This is a genomic window from Paenibacillus sp. J22P15, assembly GCF_056269345.1.
Genome location: NZ_JBWDNT010000007.1, coordinates 48,163 through 64,180, shown reverse-complemented (window position 1 = coordinate 64,180; position 16,018 = coordinate 48,163). Strand labels below are relative to the sequence as shown.

Here is a 16,018-nt window from a genome sequence, read left to right as displayed (position 1 = left end):
GCTCGGGGGGTTTATAAGTATGGGAGAAATTACAACTATGAATCGCAGCACGAAGTCTTTTGCCACGTATGAATTGCTATACATTATCGGTATCATCGCTATATCTTTTTCTTCTATTTTCGTACGTTGGTCTGATGCTGACGTAGCGGTCATCGCGATGTACCGACTGTATTTGACGAATCTCATTATGCTGCCCCTCGTCTGGAAATACCGCGCCGAATTGTTCCATCTCAGCGCAAAACAGTGGAGACTATTAACCCTCTCCGGTGTGATGCTGGGGCTGCATTTCTTATTATGGATGGCATCTCTGCGGCTCACGACGGTCGCAAGCTCTACCGTAATTTTAACGCTGGAGCCTGTTATGGTTATGCTTGCCTCCTATTGGCTGTTCAGCATCAAAGCAAACCGCATGATGATATGGGGTATGGGGATCGCGCTTATTGGCTCCATCGTCATTGCATCCGGAGATTTTTCTCTATCTAGAGATGCGCTAATCGGCGATGTTCTGTCCTTTCTAGGCGCGGCAGCAGTAGCTGTTCATATGCTGATCGGCAAGCAGCTGCGTAAGGATATGAGTGCATTTACTTATAACTTCTGGGTATTTGCGCTTGCTGCCACTTCACTAGCTGTCTACAACATCGTTCGCGGCAATTCCTTCACTGGCTACAGTCCGAAGGAATGGGGCATTTTCTTGCTGCTCGCGATTGTTCCGACGCTGTTCGGCCATTATTTGTTCAACTGGCTGCTGAAACATATGAGCGCGGCAGCTGTATCGATGGCTGTTCTCGGCGAGCCAGTCATCGCCTCCTTGCTCGCTTGGGCATTATTAAAGGAAGCGTTGACCGCTTATCAGATGGCAGCAGGCGTGTTAATTTTGTTCGGTGTTTGGCTCTTCATTCGTCATGGCAAGGAGTAGAGGGTAGGGGCTGATCCGGATGAGCTAATTTCTAGATCTATTTCTGTGATGTTTGCGCTTTTGAGGCTGATTCGCGGCCAGCGTGACGTGTTAAGTCTAGATTCTAGATCTATTTGTGCGGATTAGGCTTGTTTGGCGGATTTAGATCTAGTTTGTAGATCTATTCCTGTGACGTATGCGCTTTTGAGGCGGATTCGTGGACATTGCGACTTGTTAAGTCTAGTTTCTAGATCTATTTGTGCAGATTAGGCTTGTTTGGCGGATTTAGATCTAGTTTCTAGATCTATTTCTGTGACATATGCGCTTTTGAGGCGGATTCGCGGATATCGTGACGTGTTAAGTCTAGATTCTAGATCTATTTGTGCGGATTATGTTTGTTTGGCGGATTTAGATCTAGTTACTAGATCTATTCCCATGACGTTTGCGCTTTTGAGGCGGATTCGCGGCCAGCGTGACGTGTTAAGTCTAGATTCTAGATCTATTTGTGCAGATTGAGCCCGTTTGGCGGATTTAGATCTAGTTTCTAGATCTATTCCTGTTACGTTTGCGCTTTTGAGGCGGATTCGCGGATATTGCGACTTGTTAAGTCTAGTTTCTAGATCTATTTGTGCAAATTTGGCATGTTTGGCGGATTTAGATCTAGTTACTAGATCTATTCCTGTGACTTTTGAGCTTTTGAGGCGGATTCGCGGCCAGCGTGACGTGTTAAGTCTAGTTTCTAGATCTATTTGTGCAGATTGAGCCCGTTTGGCGGATTTAGATCTAGTTTCTAGATCTATTCCTGTTACGTTTGCGCTTTTGAGGCGGATTCGCGGATAGTGCGACTTGTTAAGTCTAGTTTCTAGATCTATTTGTGCAAATTTGGCTTGTTTGGCGGATTTAGATCTAGTTTCTAGATCTATTCCCGTGACTTTTGCGCTTTTGAGGCGGATTCGTGGACATTGCGACTTGTTAAGTCAAGTTTCTAGATCTATTTGTGAAGATTAGGCTTGTTTGGAGTTGAGTCCATATAATTGTGTAAAATGAAAAACTTCATAAAAAGTAAGCCATGAAGTAAATACTCATCTAGAAGAAGTTTCCTAGACCATTCCAGAGGAGAGTATTTATTCATGGCTCAATATCAGGTTACACTAGATCATCAATTATTATACCAGTTGTTTATCGGAGATCATACTCCGAGCGGTAATCACCACTTTTGATAAGTTCTACTACTCTAGACATGTCATCCAGATCAGGCGCGTTGTAGTCTCTCCAAACCATACCCGACCAGCGCGATTCAATCTGAAGTCCGCCGTAATACTGGCTATTACGCGTTTTGATACCATTAGCAGCATATTTACGAACAATCTCATAGCCTTGTAAACTGCTGCGATACTCCTCTTCGCTATATTCAATGGTCGCAGTCACGATATATTTCCCGCCGCAAAAAATGATAGCGACAAAAAGCCGAGCCCTCACTAAGGAGAAGCTCGGCTTTCACATTTTCCATTAACAGTACCTTTATTTGCTTAATAGATTGTAAATAACTTTCGCACTTTCGGCACGTGTCATTTTGTCCTTCGGCACAAATGAATCGTTTTCTCTGCCTTGAATCAAACCTAGCTCTGCAGCAGACGCGACAGCAGCCTCGGCCCATTGGCTCATTTGGCTGCGATCTGTAAATGTCGCCCCCGCCTTCGCCGCAGCATCAACTGCTCCATTCCTTAGCTCATAAGCTCGCATAATCATGACAGCCATTTCCTCACGGCTTATCGTTTCGTTTGGCGCAAACTTATTGTCGCTGCGCCCTTTTACGATGCCGAGCTTACTTGCTGCTGCCACGTAAGCGGAGTACCATTTGTCCGCTCCAACATCGGTGAAACCAGACTTGCCTTCTACTTTCACGCCAAGTGCGCGAATAAGCATAGCAGCAAATTCAGCTCTCGTTACGTTCGATTGTGGTGCAAACTGTTTATTGTTGATACCCGACACAATATGCTTAGATGCCAACGATTTAATGGCTGTGGAAGCCCAGTGACTCGCTGGAACATCTATAAACGATTTATCGTATTCAAGAACAGCATACTTGCTGAAATGGAATACCTCCGCCGTAATTAGATCATCCTTCACTGTTCCTCCGACGTACTCAAGCTTGCCCTCATCACTTACATAATACACGCCAATGATGTCTTTGTTAGCATTTGCGTTGACCTTGAAGGTGAGTATGATTGGCTTATCGAATTTCTTAACCGTAATCACTTTACCATCCTTGGTCACGATGCTTAAACTGAATTCATAAACCAAGGAGCCCGCTTCCAAATTTACTTGAGCGTCCTCGATTAAGCCAATCAAATTGTTTGCATCGGCTGTCTTCATTGGTTTAGCTTCAAATAAAATACGTGAGCCTTCTGCATCACTTGCAGGTACGAGTCCTTGAATCGAAGCTAGCATTCCATGAGATAGCGTAATTTCCATTCCATTTGCATTCAGCTTTAAGTCATTTCCTGAAAGCAAAGCCGCTGCTGTGAGAGGCAATTGCACTTTGTTCTTCCCATCAGCAACTAGCACCGTTACCTGGCCATCTATGCCGCTGCGCAACGTGCTATCGCTAACCACTTGAACTTCAGTCACCTGAGGTGTGCTCACCGGCGTATTTGGCGTTGCTTCTGGCGTTGGCGATGCCGTTGCTGTTGGCGTCGGTGATGCCGTTGCTGTCGGCGTCGGCGATGCCGTTGCTGTTGGCGTCGGCGATGCCGTTGCTGTCGGCGTCGGCGATGCCGTTGCTGTTGGCGTCGGCGATGCCGTTGCTGTCGGCGTCGGCGATGCCGTTGCTGTTGGCGTCGGCGATGCCGTCGCTGTCGGCGTCGGCGATGCCGTTGCTGTCGGCGTCGGCGATGCCGTCGCTGTCGGCGTCGGCGATACCGTTGCTGTCGGCGTTGGCGATGCCGTTGCTGTCGGCGTTGGCGTTGGCGTTGGTTCCGTAGTTGGCGTCGGTGTCGGCACACTATCCGCAGCCTTGCTCAAAATAACCGTTCCGCCTTCGTTTCTGCCTGGCAACTCTATCGTCAGTTCACCGTCATTATTTACAGTATAAAGCGTTCCGCTATATTCATCTTTCACCGTAGAGCCAGCTGCGAAAGGAGCTTCAAGCGTAACGGACTTGCCTTCCGTGGCCGTGTTAATAACGGTCACGATGTTTACGCCGTCATACTGTTTGTCAAAAGCTAGATATCCTAATGCATCCGAGCCTGCAAGCTTGGTACGTGCGCCTTTCACGTACACCTTCGAGAACTTTGCCCGAATATTGAGCAGCTTCTCGTAATGATCATGCAGCGCTTGTTCTGCCGTTAACTGATCCCAAGGCATATCCGAACGATTCTCGCTGAACAATCCTGCGCTCATGTCCCGCGCATTTGCTCCCGACCGGCCAAGCTCCTCCCCATAATAAATAACAGGCTGACCTTTCGCCGTAATTTGTAGAGCTGCTGCGATTTTTAGTTTTCCTTTATCCCCATCTACGAAGTGAGTTAGGAAACCATCCTCGTCATGACTGCTTAGGAACTGCCCCATCGTAGTCGTGTTATCCAGCTTCGTCTCCCGTTCAGCTAAATAAGCATCAACTGCATCAATGCTCCCGTTCGCAAAATCTCTCGCTCTGTCATTAAAGCTGAAATCGAGTAAACTGTCCATTTGACCGCTGCGCAGCATGCCGCCGTCTCCGTCAATCGTACCGCCGAAATATTCTCCAATGAGCTTGAAGCCTGGATCGATTGTGGTCAGAGCATTTTTGAACGCTTTCCACGTCGTGCTTTCCACATGCTTAACGGTATCAACGCGGAAGAAATCGATTGTGTCGCCGCGGTCTGTTTTGGCACGCTCTAGCCAGCCCGCTTGCCATTCAATGATTTTCTCCCGTACTGCTGGGTCCTCCGTCTTGAAGTCTGGCAGATGATCTAGTTCTCCTTCAATCGGATTCGTGCTTGCTTGCACGCCATTCGTTCTCAGCATGCCCTCGAAGCGTGCTTTGTCCTCCGGTGTAATTCCTGGGCGGTTTTCATCCGCTTTTAAGCCGTAGCCGGTATGGTTGAGCACCACATCGACCATAATTTTGATGCCCTTGTCATGGGCTTTGTTAATCAATTCCTTAAACGTATCCATATCGCCAAGATGCTCGTCGAGCTTCGTGAAATCCTTCGCCCAGTAGCCATGGTAACCGTATTGCTTGCTGTTAAAATCTACGCCTTTGTTGAAATCGATATTATCCACTATCGGGGTAATCCAAAGTGTATTGATGCCAAGCTCCTGCAAATAATCCAGCTTGTCGATCATCCCTCTGAAATCGCCACCGTGATAAGCCTCCAGATGATCTCTATCCACATCTGCATTATTCTCCGGGTCGCCGTCCGCAAATCGATCAGTAAGCGCGAAGTAGATACGAGCCTCATCCCAATCAAAGTCCAGATCGCCAGCAAATGTTCTCGCCTTCACGGTAACCGAGCCCTTGTGCGTATGCTTGTTGCCATACTCGTCAATCAGTGTAATTGGGATCTCCTTTAAGCCCGCTGTAACCGTATCCTTCACAGCAATCGTTTGAGCGAACAGCTCGGTATCGAACGGAACCTTAGCTGAACCTCCTAATGCCGTTAAATCCATATACGCTTCAGCAAAAGCTACCTCTTCAGATGCCGATACCTGCAGCTTAAGTACAGCACTTTCATTGTACGAAATCGCTGATGGGCTAGTAGATGAAATCATCGTTATGACCGGCTTCCGATACGTAATGATAGACTTGTCATTAATCGTATTTTTCGGATCGGTGATTTCAACTTCCGCTTCATCCTTCTTCTTCACTAGGAAGGTATACTCGTACGTACCGCCTTCAACATTAGCAAGCGTATACGAAAACCACTCCTTAGACGCATCGTAGACCATTTCAAATTCCGTACCGTTCACCTTTACCTTAACTCCAGTTACATCACTAGAACGATCATTTTTAAATAAGTAGTCATCCCGATATAAGAATGTAATGCCTCCATCCTTTAGAACAGGTCCGTTAACGGCAGGCAAAATATCTGGTTTCATGACCATGCTTATAATATTTACCTTTGTAAAAGCTGCACCCGGCGCAATCGGAATTACCCGATCATCCGGAATATCCTGCTTCGCTGTATCCCAATTCGTTCCTTTGCGAAGCACGAAACCTACACTGGTCGCATCCTGCGAGATTTCCAGCATGACTGTAGCGATGCCATTTTCGACTTTATCAAAATTAATTTGGTCATTTTTCACTCCGGTGTTCCAGACCCACAAATTCCAATCTGTATAGTCCCGATCCGGACGAATGTAATTTAATTGGACATAACGCTTCGTCGATTCGGTCGTGACTTCAACCGCAGCACTCTCGGATTTTCCGCTATACGTAACCGTGATCGTTGCTTTACCCGCACGAACTGCCGTTACAAGGCCGCTCGATGTTACAGCAGCAGTTGCAGGCTTATCTGATGAATAAACCGCCCCGCTCGTTATTTTTCTCCTGCTGCCGTCACTATACTTGGCATAAACTTCCGTTTGATGTGTCGTTCCAACCTGCAGTGGATAGCTTGTGCGGTCCAGCTCAAGTCCCGTCAGCACTGCTGCTGATGCTTCCAGCTTAATAATGATCGCTGTCAGCGGCTCAAGCGTAATCGAACCCGCCGTCAACTCAAAGCCGGATGGATTGGAAACAGCAGTAATCCCTGCTTCATCATTATCCACAAGCACTGTGCCAGCAGTTAAATCCTCTGATAACGTAAGTGTTCTTGCTGTATTATCAGCATTCATAAATACATAATAATTTCCTGTGCCGTCTGTTGCTTTGTTTTTGTAGCCAATAACAATGTCGTTTGCCTTAATTTCCTCTGATTCAATAAGTGTAACGTTGGAATCAACCAAATCCTTGTCGCCTAAGCGGAAAGCATCCGTATTCTTTCTAAGCTCAATCAATCCTGCCGTATACTCCTTCGTCACATGATTAACTGGGTATTGCTCGGCGTTAGTTGCCTTCTGCCAATCGAACTTATTAATCGCATCGGATGAGTCATAGGAATCATGCACGAAATAACCAAACGATGTGCCAACTGCATCTGTTAGCTCATGATATTTGTGCTCCGGCTTGCCTTCTCCGAGCCACTGCTTCGTCCTGCCGTATTCTTGCCCTGCATGCAGGAAAGCCGTACCTTGCGAGGTTAGGATGAGCAGGTTGCCAAGCCGTACCCGCTTATGAATTTCGAGATCATTGGCCGCTATAGCCGGATCCTTCTTGATCGATTGGGCGATAACATCATATAGCGGCAGATTGTCATGCGCTTCAATATATTGCACCATGTCTCCTGGATCATCGGCAGGTGTATTGCCAGGCTGCCCCTTGATGTTATTCAGAATGGTAGCAACGCTTCTTGCTCCACCTGTTATAAATCTCGGCTCGCCCTCTGAGCCAAACCCGGATTTCAATTCATTTCGAATCTCATCGGAGAATACGCCGACGCTATCTGTTTTGTCCATCCATGCTTGATCCGCGCCTTTATCCTTCAAAGCAGGATCAGAAGCAGCTCCCCCGAACGTTTTCCAGCCTTCACCGATAAACAAAACATTCGGATTAATACTCGCTGCTGCATTGTACGCGTTCTGAACAGAATCATACGTGGCATCGCCCATCATATCCCAGCGCATACCGTCAATTTTGTATTCATCGAACCAATACTTAACGGAATCAACCATCAGCTTCTCCGCCATCTTGTGCGAGGTTGCCAGATTGTTGCCGAAACCGCCAATGTTATTGCCATTCGCATCTTGGAATGCATAGTAGTTAGGGACGATATCGTTTAAGAAGCTCGCTTTCGCCATATGGGTGTAGACGACATCAAGCACGACCCCCATACCTTCATCATGGATGGCATCAATGAGTCCCTTTAATTCCTTCACTCTCAGCTCAGGATCAGCTGCATCTTCCGAATAAGCGCCATCTGGAGAGAAGTAGCTGTGCGGATCATAACCCCAGTTATATTCATTGTCCATTGCTGAATACTCTAATTCTCTTGTGCCCATGCTCGCTTCGTCGCCATAATACCAAGCCATAACTGGAAGCAGCTGAATATGAGTAACGCCTAATGATTTAATATAAGTCAGCTTATCCTTGAACGCGCTGTAGGAGCCCCATCGTGCATTAAGATCATCAGCAATTGATGGATCAGACGTAAAGTCTCTAATATGCGCTTCCCAAATAATTGCGTCCTCTCGTTTCTCATAACCGTCAATTTGTGCAAAATTATAGTCTGCGGCAGGATCGGTTTCGCTGAGATCCACAATTGCAGCTTTGCCAACCGCATCGCCATCAGGGCCTGTTTCCCCTTTTGTATTTACTCTAAATTCAGCCATTGACTTCGCATACGGGTCGAGTACTTGTTTGGTAACACCGTCATTCGTCACTTCATATTGATAAAAATACCCCTTCAAATCGGTAATGCCTTTACCGGTTAGACCAGATGGCGCAATAGCTACCGTCCAAACGCCCTTGTCGCCTTTCACCAAATCTACACGGCCGACAAGCTCTGTATAATCATTTTTATCGTAGACATTGGCTGTGACAGAGCTTGCTTTGGGAGCCCATAGCTTCAATGTCACATTACCGGACTCGTAGCTTGCTCCAAGATCATTTCCTTCATAGTTGTACAATTCGTCAAGCATTCTCCAGCCTGAAGCTGCCAATACCGTTTTTCCTTGGTAAGTAATGCTCAGCGGTGCTTGATCCAATTGCATGTCAGCTGTGATAATTGCTGTTTTCTTATCTTCGTTTAACGTGACCTGATTAACCGTTACGGCTGTGCCGCTCTTATCGGTAACCTTGATCGCATTCTTCAATTCATCTGCTGCGAGGCCGTCCGTCATCGTAAACCCAAGCAGAATCTTGCTCTCAGATATGATCTCAGCGGAAACAAGTCCTGTCGGCAGCTCCCAGTAAGGAGACACATAGACGTTATCGTCGCCCTGCTTAATCCACAGCTGATTATAGCGATCGGCAAGACCGAAGGTGCGATTTCCTCCGTCTTTATCCGCATCGCCTAAGGCACGATTAACAACAAGAAAGCTGATTTTTTGCGCCTTCTCTTGGAGTGGAATATCCACATAGCTGCCATAACGGTCTACATGTTCAGCTGTAAACGCTGATGCGCCAGCTGGCCAGTTTGTTGATGGTGTCGCCACCTGATCCCACAGCCAAAGCCCGTAATTACTCTGTTTTTTATCGTCTCTAACGTAATGAATACGGACCGTATTCATTGGAAGCTCCACTGGCTCGTAATAAGATACTTTATCAGAGTTTTCCTTAATCCAAATCTCATTCACTGCGGGGGAACTTATAGCTACTGCTTTATCTCCGCCATCCTTCGTACCATCAGATCGATTAACGATCAATAAGCCTACTTTTTTGGCATTCGGGGAAAGCGGAACATCTACATAAGCGCCGTAGCTGTCTCTCTTATCATCTGGGAAAGCGGTTGCGCCAAGCGGCCAACCCGTTGATGGGGCTGCAACGTTGTCCCATGTCCAAATTCCTTGATTCTCATAAAGGGCATCGGCTCGGTTATAGTGGACGCGAAGATGGTCTGCCGGCACCGGATCTGCATTCGGATTTGGTTCTGTCGGCGTCTCATATATTGCAGACACCTCATTCGTTTTGGCATTGTATTTGAAGGTAACTGCTAAATTTGCGGGAAGTGTAAGTGCGTAGTTCGATGGTGGATAAGCTTGATCATCCCAAGTCGAACCCCTTACAATTTTGAACTCATAATTTCCTTGGGGTACGTCCTTGATAGTGGTATACATATCATCAAAATCAGAGTCTCTGAGTAAGGAGAGTGCCGAATCTGGAGCCCAATCCTTCGTATCTCCAATTTCAGTTTGCAAGTTCCCTACGATTCGAGGGAGCTTATTGCTTGCTAGCGGGGTGTAGTAGGTAGAGTCTGCGATTTTATGTGTAGTGTGGTTATAATAAAAAGTAATTTTCGTTGTTTCAGCGAGGGTCAGCTTAATGTTGCCCCCGTTATCCACGCCGTTCGGATTCGTATAATTTCCAAAGCCATAGCTTTCCTTCCACTCTCCATCAAGAGCTACCTTATATTCATAAGTGCCTGCTGGCAACGAGCCGGTAAAGCTATAATAGCCTCCGCCATTGTCGACCATCTTCGTTGCCTTAGCCGCAGGATCCCAGTCGCTGCTGTGACCAAGCACGGATTGCAAGCTGCCGACAAGAACAACCTGCGTTGGTGCCGCGGCATTCGTCTGGAGCGGTACACCTCCCACAATGGACCAAATCATCGCTACAATAAGCATCATAGACAGCATTTTGTTTCGTTTTAAAGCAAAGCTCATTTGGATGGACCTCCTCAAGTATCATAAATAATCGTCTACATGATAATAAAAGAATCCTTCAAGCTCCCCTGCTTCCTCTGAATCAACACCTCCTGACATCTGTGTAAACCGTTTCAACATGAATGCAACCGTTTGCATTAAAGGCATAAAAAGTGCAAACTTTTAATCATTTCTCTTATCTCTGGTGTTTTAACTAAAAAAGAGGAATGAAAGCGTTTGCTAATTCTCATATTAATACTCGAATTAATGGAATGTCAATCGTTTTTATCGGTTTGTCCTCGTTTCGACAGGTGCTTTCACCTTTTTCACCCGGAATGACAACGTTTGCACAATAGTTGCACAACGTTCCTGTTCCGCTGAGGCTTAATTCTTCAGAACGAAAATAAAGGGCATTATCCTCCGTGATTATTTCCACGACTGGTAATGCCCGCCTAGCATATAGATGATTCTCATCTTTATTTCTTGCTGCTTCGCATGCCAGCGACGACCTTCAGCTGACCTTGATTGCCTTCAACAAATTGATGATATTCAGCGGATTCCATAGGGATAAGCGCAAGCTTTCCTGCTTCATTGAAATGGATGCCCCAGCCATATTTCTTCGGAAGCATCGAAGCGCGAAGACATGCTTTCGGCTTCGCAAAAAATTCATTTCGAATTTCCTCTTTTCTTTCTTCCAGCTCCTCTGATGCAAATTCCTTATGACGAATATGTACCTCAAACATCAGTTCTTCCTGTGTATAGCCGTAAGGCTGTCCCGCAGCCAGCTCATATTCGAGGCTCGGCTTTGTCCGTCCGCCCTTCTTGTCAGGCGGCACCGTTCCAACCTCCACGGGGCAATCTGACGAAACTGTTATAAACGTATTACAGTAATTAAAGTTCACAGCTAGCCTCCTCCCCTCACTAAAAACATATATTCCCATTATAACCAAACGTAATCCCTTATCAATATTTTGTGTGTTAATATACAAATAGCAGAACTATCTGAGCTGCTTACTGGGTGGAGCTCATCGCTTTTATGATAAAATTTTATTGCAACACTTTCATTGCGTTTCCTGTTGTTAGCCCTTTAGTTATGTGGAAGTTCATCTAACTACCTGTTAAGATGTGATTATCGTAAGGAGGGTTTCGGAATGAACTCATTAACAATAGAAGATATCGAACTAATCGTTCAAGAGCAGAAGGCTTTCTTCGATACAGGGCAGACCAAGGATGTACGGTTTCGGCTGAATCAACTGCATTTGTTAAAGCAAGCCATTCATCGCTATGAGCAGCAAATCGTCGATGCTCTATACCAGGATCTACGCAAAAGTGAATTAGAAACTCAGATGACCGAAATTATAATCGTGACAAACAGTATAAGTCATACCATAAAGCATCTCAAAAACTGGGTGAAACCGCAAAAGGTAAAAACCCCGATTTATTTGTTTCCATCAACTAGCCGTATTTTGAAAGAGCCCTACGGTACAGCCTTAATTGTCGGTCCATTCAATTATCCCTTTCAGCTTGTCATTGAGCCGCTTATCGGTGCTATCGCCGCTGGAAATTGTGCCATCTTAAAACCATCCGAAAGCACACCTCATATTTCCGCATTACTTAACAAAATCATAAGCGAGACGTTCGATAAAGCATACATCAGAGTGATTGAAGGCGAGAAGGATACAACGGCATCACTTATCCATGCGCCGGTTGATTATATTTTTTTCACTGGCAGCATTGCCGTTGGCAAAATCGTTATGGAAGCCGCTGCTAAGAGACTTACCCCTGTCACACTTGAACTTGGAGGCAAAAGCCCCGTCATTGTTGACTCTACCGCGAATCTGGAGATAGCTGCCAAACGGATCATGTGGGGCAAATTGATGAATACGGGCCAAACCTGTATTTCACCCGACTATGTGCTTGCTCATTCGGATATTAAGGAACTGCTCGTATTAAAAATGAAGGAAGTCATTCATGACTTTTACGGATCTGATATCCAAAGCAACAAAGATTATGGACGAATCGTCAATCAACGTCAATTTGACCGTCTCGCTTCTATTTTGGAGAAGGATCAGGCCAGCATTATTTGTGGAGGAGGCTCCGACCGAGCGGATCTCTATATCGAACCGACGATACTAGACGGCATCTCATGGGATAGCGCATCGATGTCAGAGGAGCTATTCGGTCCTATTCTGCCTATCATGGAATATCGAGACATTAATGAGGTGATTCGCAGCATTAACGCTCGCCCAAAACCGCTGTCCCTCTACCTCTTCACAGAGAGCAAGAAACTTGCGCATCATGTCATGAACCGAGTTTCCTTCGGCGGCGGCTGCATTAACGATACCATTATGCACGCCTCTAGTCCCTATCTTCCATTCGGCGGAGTAGGCAGCTCCGGCATCGGCGCCTATCATGGCAAGCACAGCTTCGATTTGTTCTCGCATCAGAAGAGCATTTTGAAGAAAAGCACCAAGCTTGAGCTTGGCCTTGTATTCCCGCCTTATGCAGGCAAATTATCAAAAATCAAGAAGCTGCTGAAATAAAGCAGCTTTTTTTTGTTGTTTTGGAGGAAGTTAGTTTTATACAAGTAACACTTAGTTTCGTGTATGTAGCATCAGTCTGACTTCTCATATAATCGGTGTATCACCAAAACCTTAGGAGGCATCAACCATATGAATCAATCACCACTACTGCTAACTGACGAGCAAATGCGTAAGTTCATTACAGATGGCGTTCTTATATTAAAAACAGACTTCCCTGAATCCTTCCATCAAGCGATGACCGCCGAACTTGGAAAAGTATATGACGAGGAAGGAAATCCCGGCAATAACCTGCTGCCGCGCATTCGAGAAATTCAACAGATGTTCGACAGCCCTGTGATTACAGGAGCATTAACAAGCGTGCTGGGACCGAACTATATGCTTCATGCTCATAGGCACGGTCATTATAATGCACAGCCCGTTGCCGGTGGCTGGCATAAGGACAGCTACTGGGGCTACTCGCGTATGCGCAATCACCACCCATGGTGGGCAATGATTATGTATTTCCCGCAAAATACGCCGATTGAGCTTGGACCTACAAGTGTTCTGCCCGGCTCACATAATTACGAGTCACGCACTTTCGGCTCTGACGAGGTCGCTGGAGAAGCTTATGCGAGCGGTGAAGCAGGTACATTCGCACTTATCCACTACGACATTTGGCATCGCTCAACAGCAAATATTTTAGGCAGTCCACGTTATATGCTGAAGTTTGAATTCATGCGCACGGAGGCTCCTGTTCGTCCATCTTGGAATAATCAGTCCTCTGAATGGACGGAACCATCCGACCTCGCACTGCCGATTGCAAACCATGATGTGATGTGGGAAGAAACGTGGAATTGGCTATCGGGCAAATTAGCAAGTCTTGCAAACTCGGAAGCAGCAGACGAGCAAAAAATAGCAGAACTAGCATCCGCCTTGGAGGATACCTTTGAACCAACTGCCTTGAATGCGGCTTATGATCTTGCAAAATGTGGCGCTCAAGGGGTAACGACACTGCTTGCAGGACTTCATCATGAGCGACTAGACGTATCGCGCACGTCCGCTTATGGACTCTCCATTGCTGGCTTAGAAGCAGTGAACGGGTTAATCGATGCACTTGAGGATGACCGTCCAGAGACTGTTAAGCATGCTGTATTCGCACTTGGCGAGCTGCGCAGCCTTGCTGAATCCGCACTTCCAAAGCTTATTGGTCTGCTAGCTCATCAAGAAGCAGCGGTACGTTACGCAGTCGTTGACGCATTGGGTATATTAACAAACACATCGGAAGCCGCGGTTGAAGCCTTAATTGCCTGCTTAACCGATACGGATGTGCAAGTGCGATTTACAGCTGGACTTTCTTTATCCCGCATGGGAACTTCAGCTGCAGCAGCCGTCCCTGCTCTATCGGCAGCGCTAGAAGATGAGAACCGTTACGTTCGGGCACACGCGTTAGAAGCACTCCGCTATATCGGCACGGATGAAGCGAAGGATATTCTAATCAAATCGCTCTTTAATTCCCGCTGGTGTACGACTACCACACCTGCGAACAGCTTTTACCCTTGATTCCACTAGCGTAATGAAATAACCAAAAGGACAGCGAGTCGCTCGCTGTCCTTTCTCTCTGGCGTCATTTCGAAGAAAGCTCACGAAATTCACTCGGTGACAAAGCCATATACTCTTTAAACAAACGAGAGAAATAAGTAGCGTCCATACCAAGAGATTCTGCAATCGCTGAAATGGTAAGAGACGTAAATCCAAGCAGCTGTCTCGCCTTGTCCATACGCTTGCGGTTCACATATTGAATGGGTGAGAGCCCCGTCGTATTTTTAAACATACGAATAAAATAATTAGGGTGAAAATGTACAAGCTGTGCGAGTGTATCTACCGAAATATTCTCGGACAGATGCTCCTCAATATACGTAAGCACGACATTCAGCTTCTCAAATGAGCTGGTCGATGGCGTGTTGATTGTCACTTGATCCGCCTGCTCCAGCAGCAGCGCCATCACCTCAAGAAACGCGGACTGTACATGCAGTTCGGACGTCCAGTCTCCACTCTTATGATGCTGAATAAGACGTTCGAATTTCTCCTTCAATTCCGCATGATCGGATACCGCTATAATAACGGGCACTTCCAGCAGCTGAAAAAGGTTGAAATTATCCAATTTCGCAGTGAAATGACACCAGTATTTGCCGAATGTATTGTCATTAATCGTACCATAGGATTGCACCGCATCAGCAGGAAGCAAGCACAGGTCGCCAGGCTTCGGATAGAAGGTTTGGTTGCCGACCTTAATATAACCCTCGCCCTCCTGAATATAATAAAGCTTGTTCACATCCGTCGTATAATTATCGTCATTCCATGAAAGAGGCACCTTCGTATACTCTGCTACGGTAACATGCAATTGCAAACCGCTCATGTATGACTTCCAAAATGTACTCTTGCTTGCGTTCACGTTATTCCCGCCTTCCAAGGCTGCTATTATTCTACAATAATAGCACAAAAAAAAGAGGCAGTATCCATCTGCCCCTTCCATTTCTCACACTTTATTAACTTCGGATTGCGTGATTCCGAGCTTCACCCATTGTGCAACATTAACCGTCCGCTTAGCTTGATATTCAACCGCTGCTTTTACGTCCTCAACCATTTTCCCGCCTTGTACCGTAACGCTTGTCCCATACGGATTGCCGCCAGCTTCAAACGTAACAGGACTTGAATAACCAGGTGCAGCTACTATCGCTCCCCAATGATACATAGAGGTATATAATCCAAGAATCGTTTGCTCTTGACCGCCATGGGCGTTCTGAGCAGAAGTCATTCCGCTTACTACTTTATTGACCAGCTTGCCGTTAAACCATAATGATCCTGTCGAATCTAAAAACTGCTTAACAGGACCGGGAATACCGCCAAAACGAGAAGGAATACTGAATATAATGGCATCTGCCCATTCCAGATCCTTGTAGGTAACCTCAGGAATATGTTGCGTAGCTGCAACATGGGATCGCCAAATAGGGTTCGCTTGAATGGCATCCTCCGTCGCAAGCTCAGGCGTCTTCAATATTCTGACCTCGGCTCCAGCTGCCCTGCCGCCTTCTACAGCCCATTGCGCCATTTGATAATTCGTTCCTGTTACGCTGTAATAAATAATAGCAAGATTAATCGTTGTCATTTCCTTCATCCCCTTAACTATTTATGATGTATACGGTCATCTTCAAACTCG

The 16,018-nt window shown here is 46.2% G+C and carries 8 protein-coding genes; 3 read left to right on the top strand and 5 right to left on the bottom strand.

The window, feature by feature from the left end; translation table 11 throughout:
• Window positions 1-37 precede the first annotated feature (37 nt).
• Window positions 38-916: a DMT family transporter gene (locus tag AC0YN6_RS16625; protein WP_475748322.1), complete on the top strand. Its 879-nt coding sequence runs from the start codon at window positions 38-40 to the stop codon at window positions 914-916.
• A 1,158-nt stretch (window positions 917-2,074) separates the two neighbouring features.
• On the opposite strand, the gene AC0YN6_RS16620 is transcribed toward AC0YN6_RS16625, so the two are convergent.
• From AC0YN6_RS16620 to AC0YN6_RS16610, 3 genes are all read right to left on the bottom strand, one after another.
• Window positions 2,075-2,323, bottom strand: a complete 249-nt coding sequence (locus tag AC0YN6_RS16620) for a hypothetical protein (protein WP_475748172.1) — start codon at window positions 2,321-2,323, stop codon at window positions 2,075-2,077.
• 93 nt (window positions 2,324-2,416) lie between these two features.
• Window positions 2,417-10,300, bottom strand: a complete 7,884-nt coding sequence (locus AC0YN6_RS16615) for a pullulanase (RefSeq protein ID WP_475748171.1) — start codon at window positions 10,298-10,300, stop codon at window positions 2,417-2,419.
• 455 nt (window positions 10,301-10,755) lie between these two features.
• Entirely contained in the window at window positions 10,756-11,181 is a 426-nt protein-coding gene (locus AC0YN6_RS16610) for a DUF6157 family protein (RefSeq protein ID WP_475748170.1), read from the bottom strand.
• Between the two features lie 249 nt (window positions 11,182-11,430).
• Here AC0YN6_RS16610 and AC0YN6_RS16605 point away from each other — a divergent pair, with 249 nt between their 5' ends.
• Window positions 11,431-12,822, top strand: a complete 1,392-nt coding sequence (locus tag AC0YN6_RS16605; RefSeq protein WP_475748169.1) for an aldehyde dehydrogenase — start codon at window positions 11,431-11,433, stop codon at window positions 12,820-12,822.
• A gap of 129 nt (window positions 12,823-12,951) precedes the next feature.
• Entirely contained in the window at window positions 12,952-14,361 is a 1,410-nt protein-coding gene (locus AC0YN6_RS16600; RefSeq protein ID WP_475748168.1) for a HEAT repeat domain-containing protein, read from the top strand.
• Between the two features lie 64 nt (window positions 14,362-14,425).
• On the opposite strand, the gene AC0YN6_RS16595 is transcribed toward AC0YN6_RS16600, so the two are convergent.
• Together AC0YN6_RS16595 and wrbA are read right to left on the bottom strand one after the other, a co-directional pair.
• Window positions 14,426-15,253, bottom strand: coding sequence for an AraC family transcriptional regulator (locus tag AC0YN6_RS16595; RefSeq protein ID WP_475748167.1), 828 nt, complete (start codon window positions 15,251-15,253; stop codon window positions 14,426-14,428).
• An 84-nt stretch (window positions 15,254-15,337) separates the two neighbouring features.
• Complete coding sequence (gene wrbA / locus AC0YN6_RS16590; RefSeq protein ID WP_475748166.1) at window positions 15,338-15,967, bottom strand: NAD(P)H:quinone oxidoreductase type IV; 630 nt, start codon at window positions 15,965-15,967, stop codon at window positions 15,338-15,340.
• Window positions 15,968-16,018: the final 51 nt, after the last annotated feature.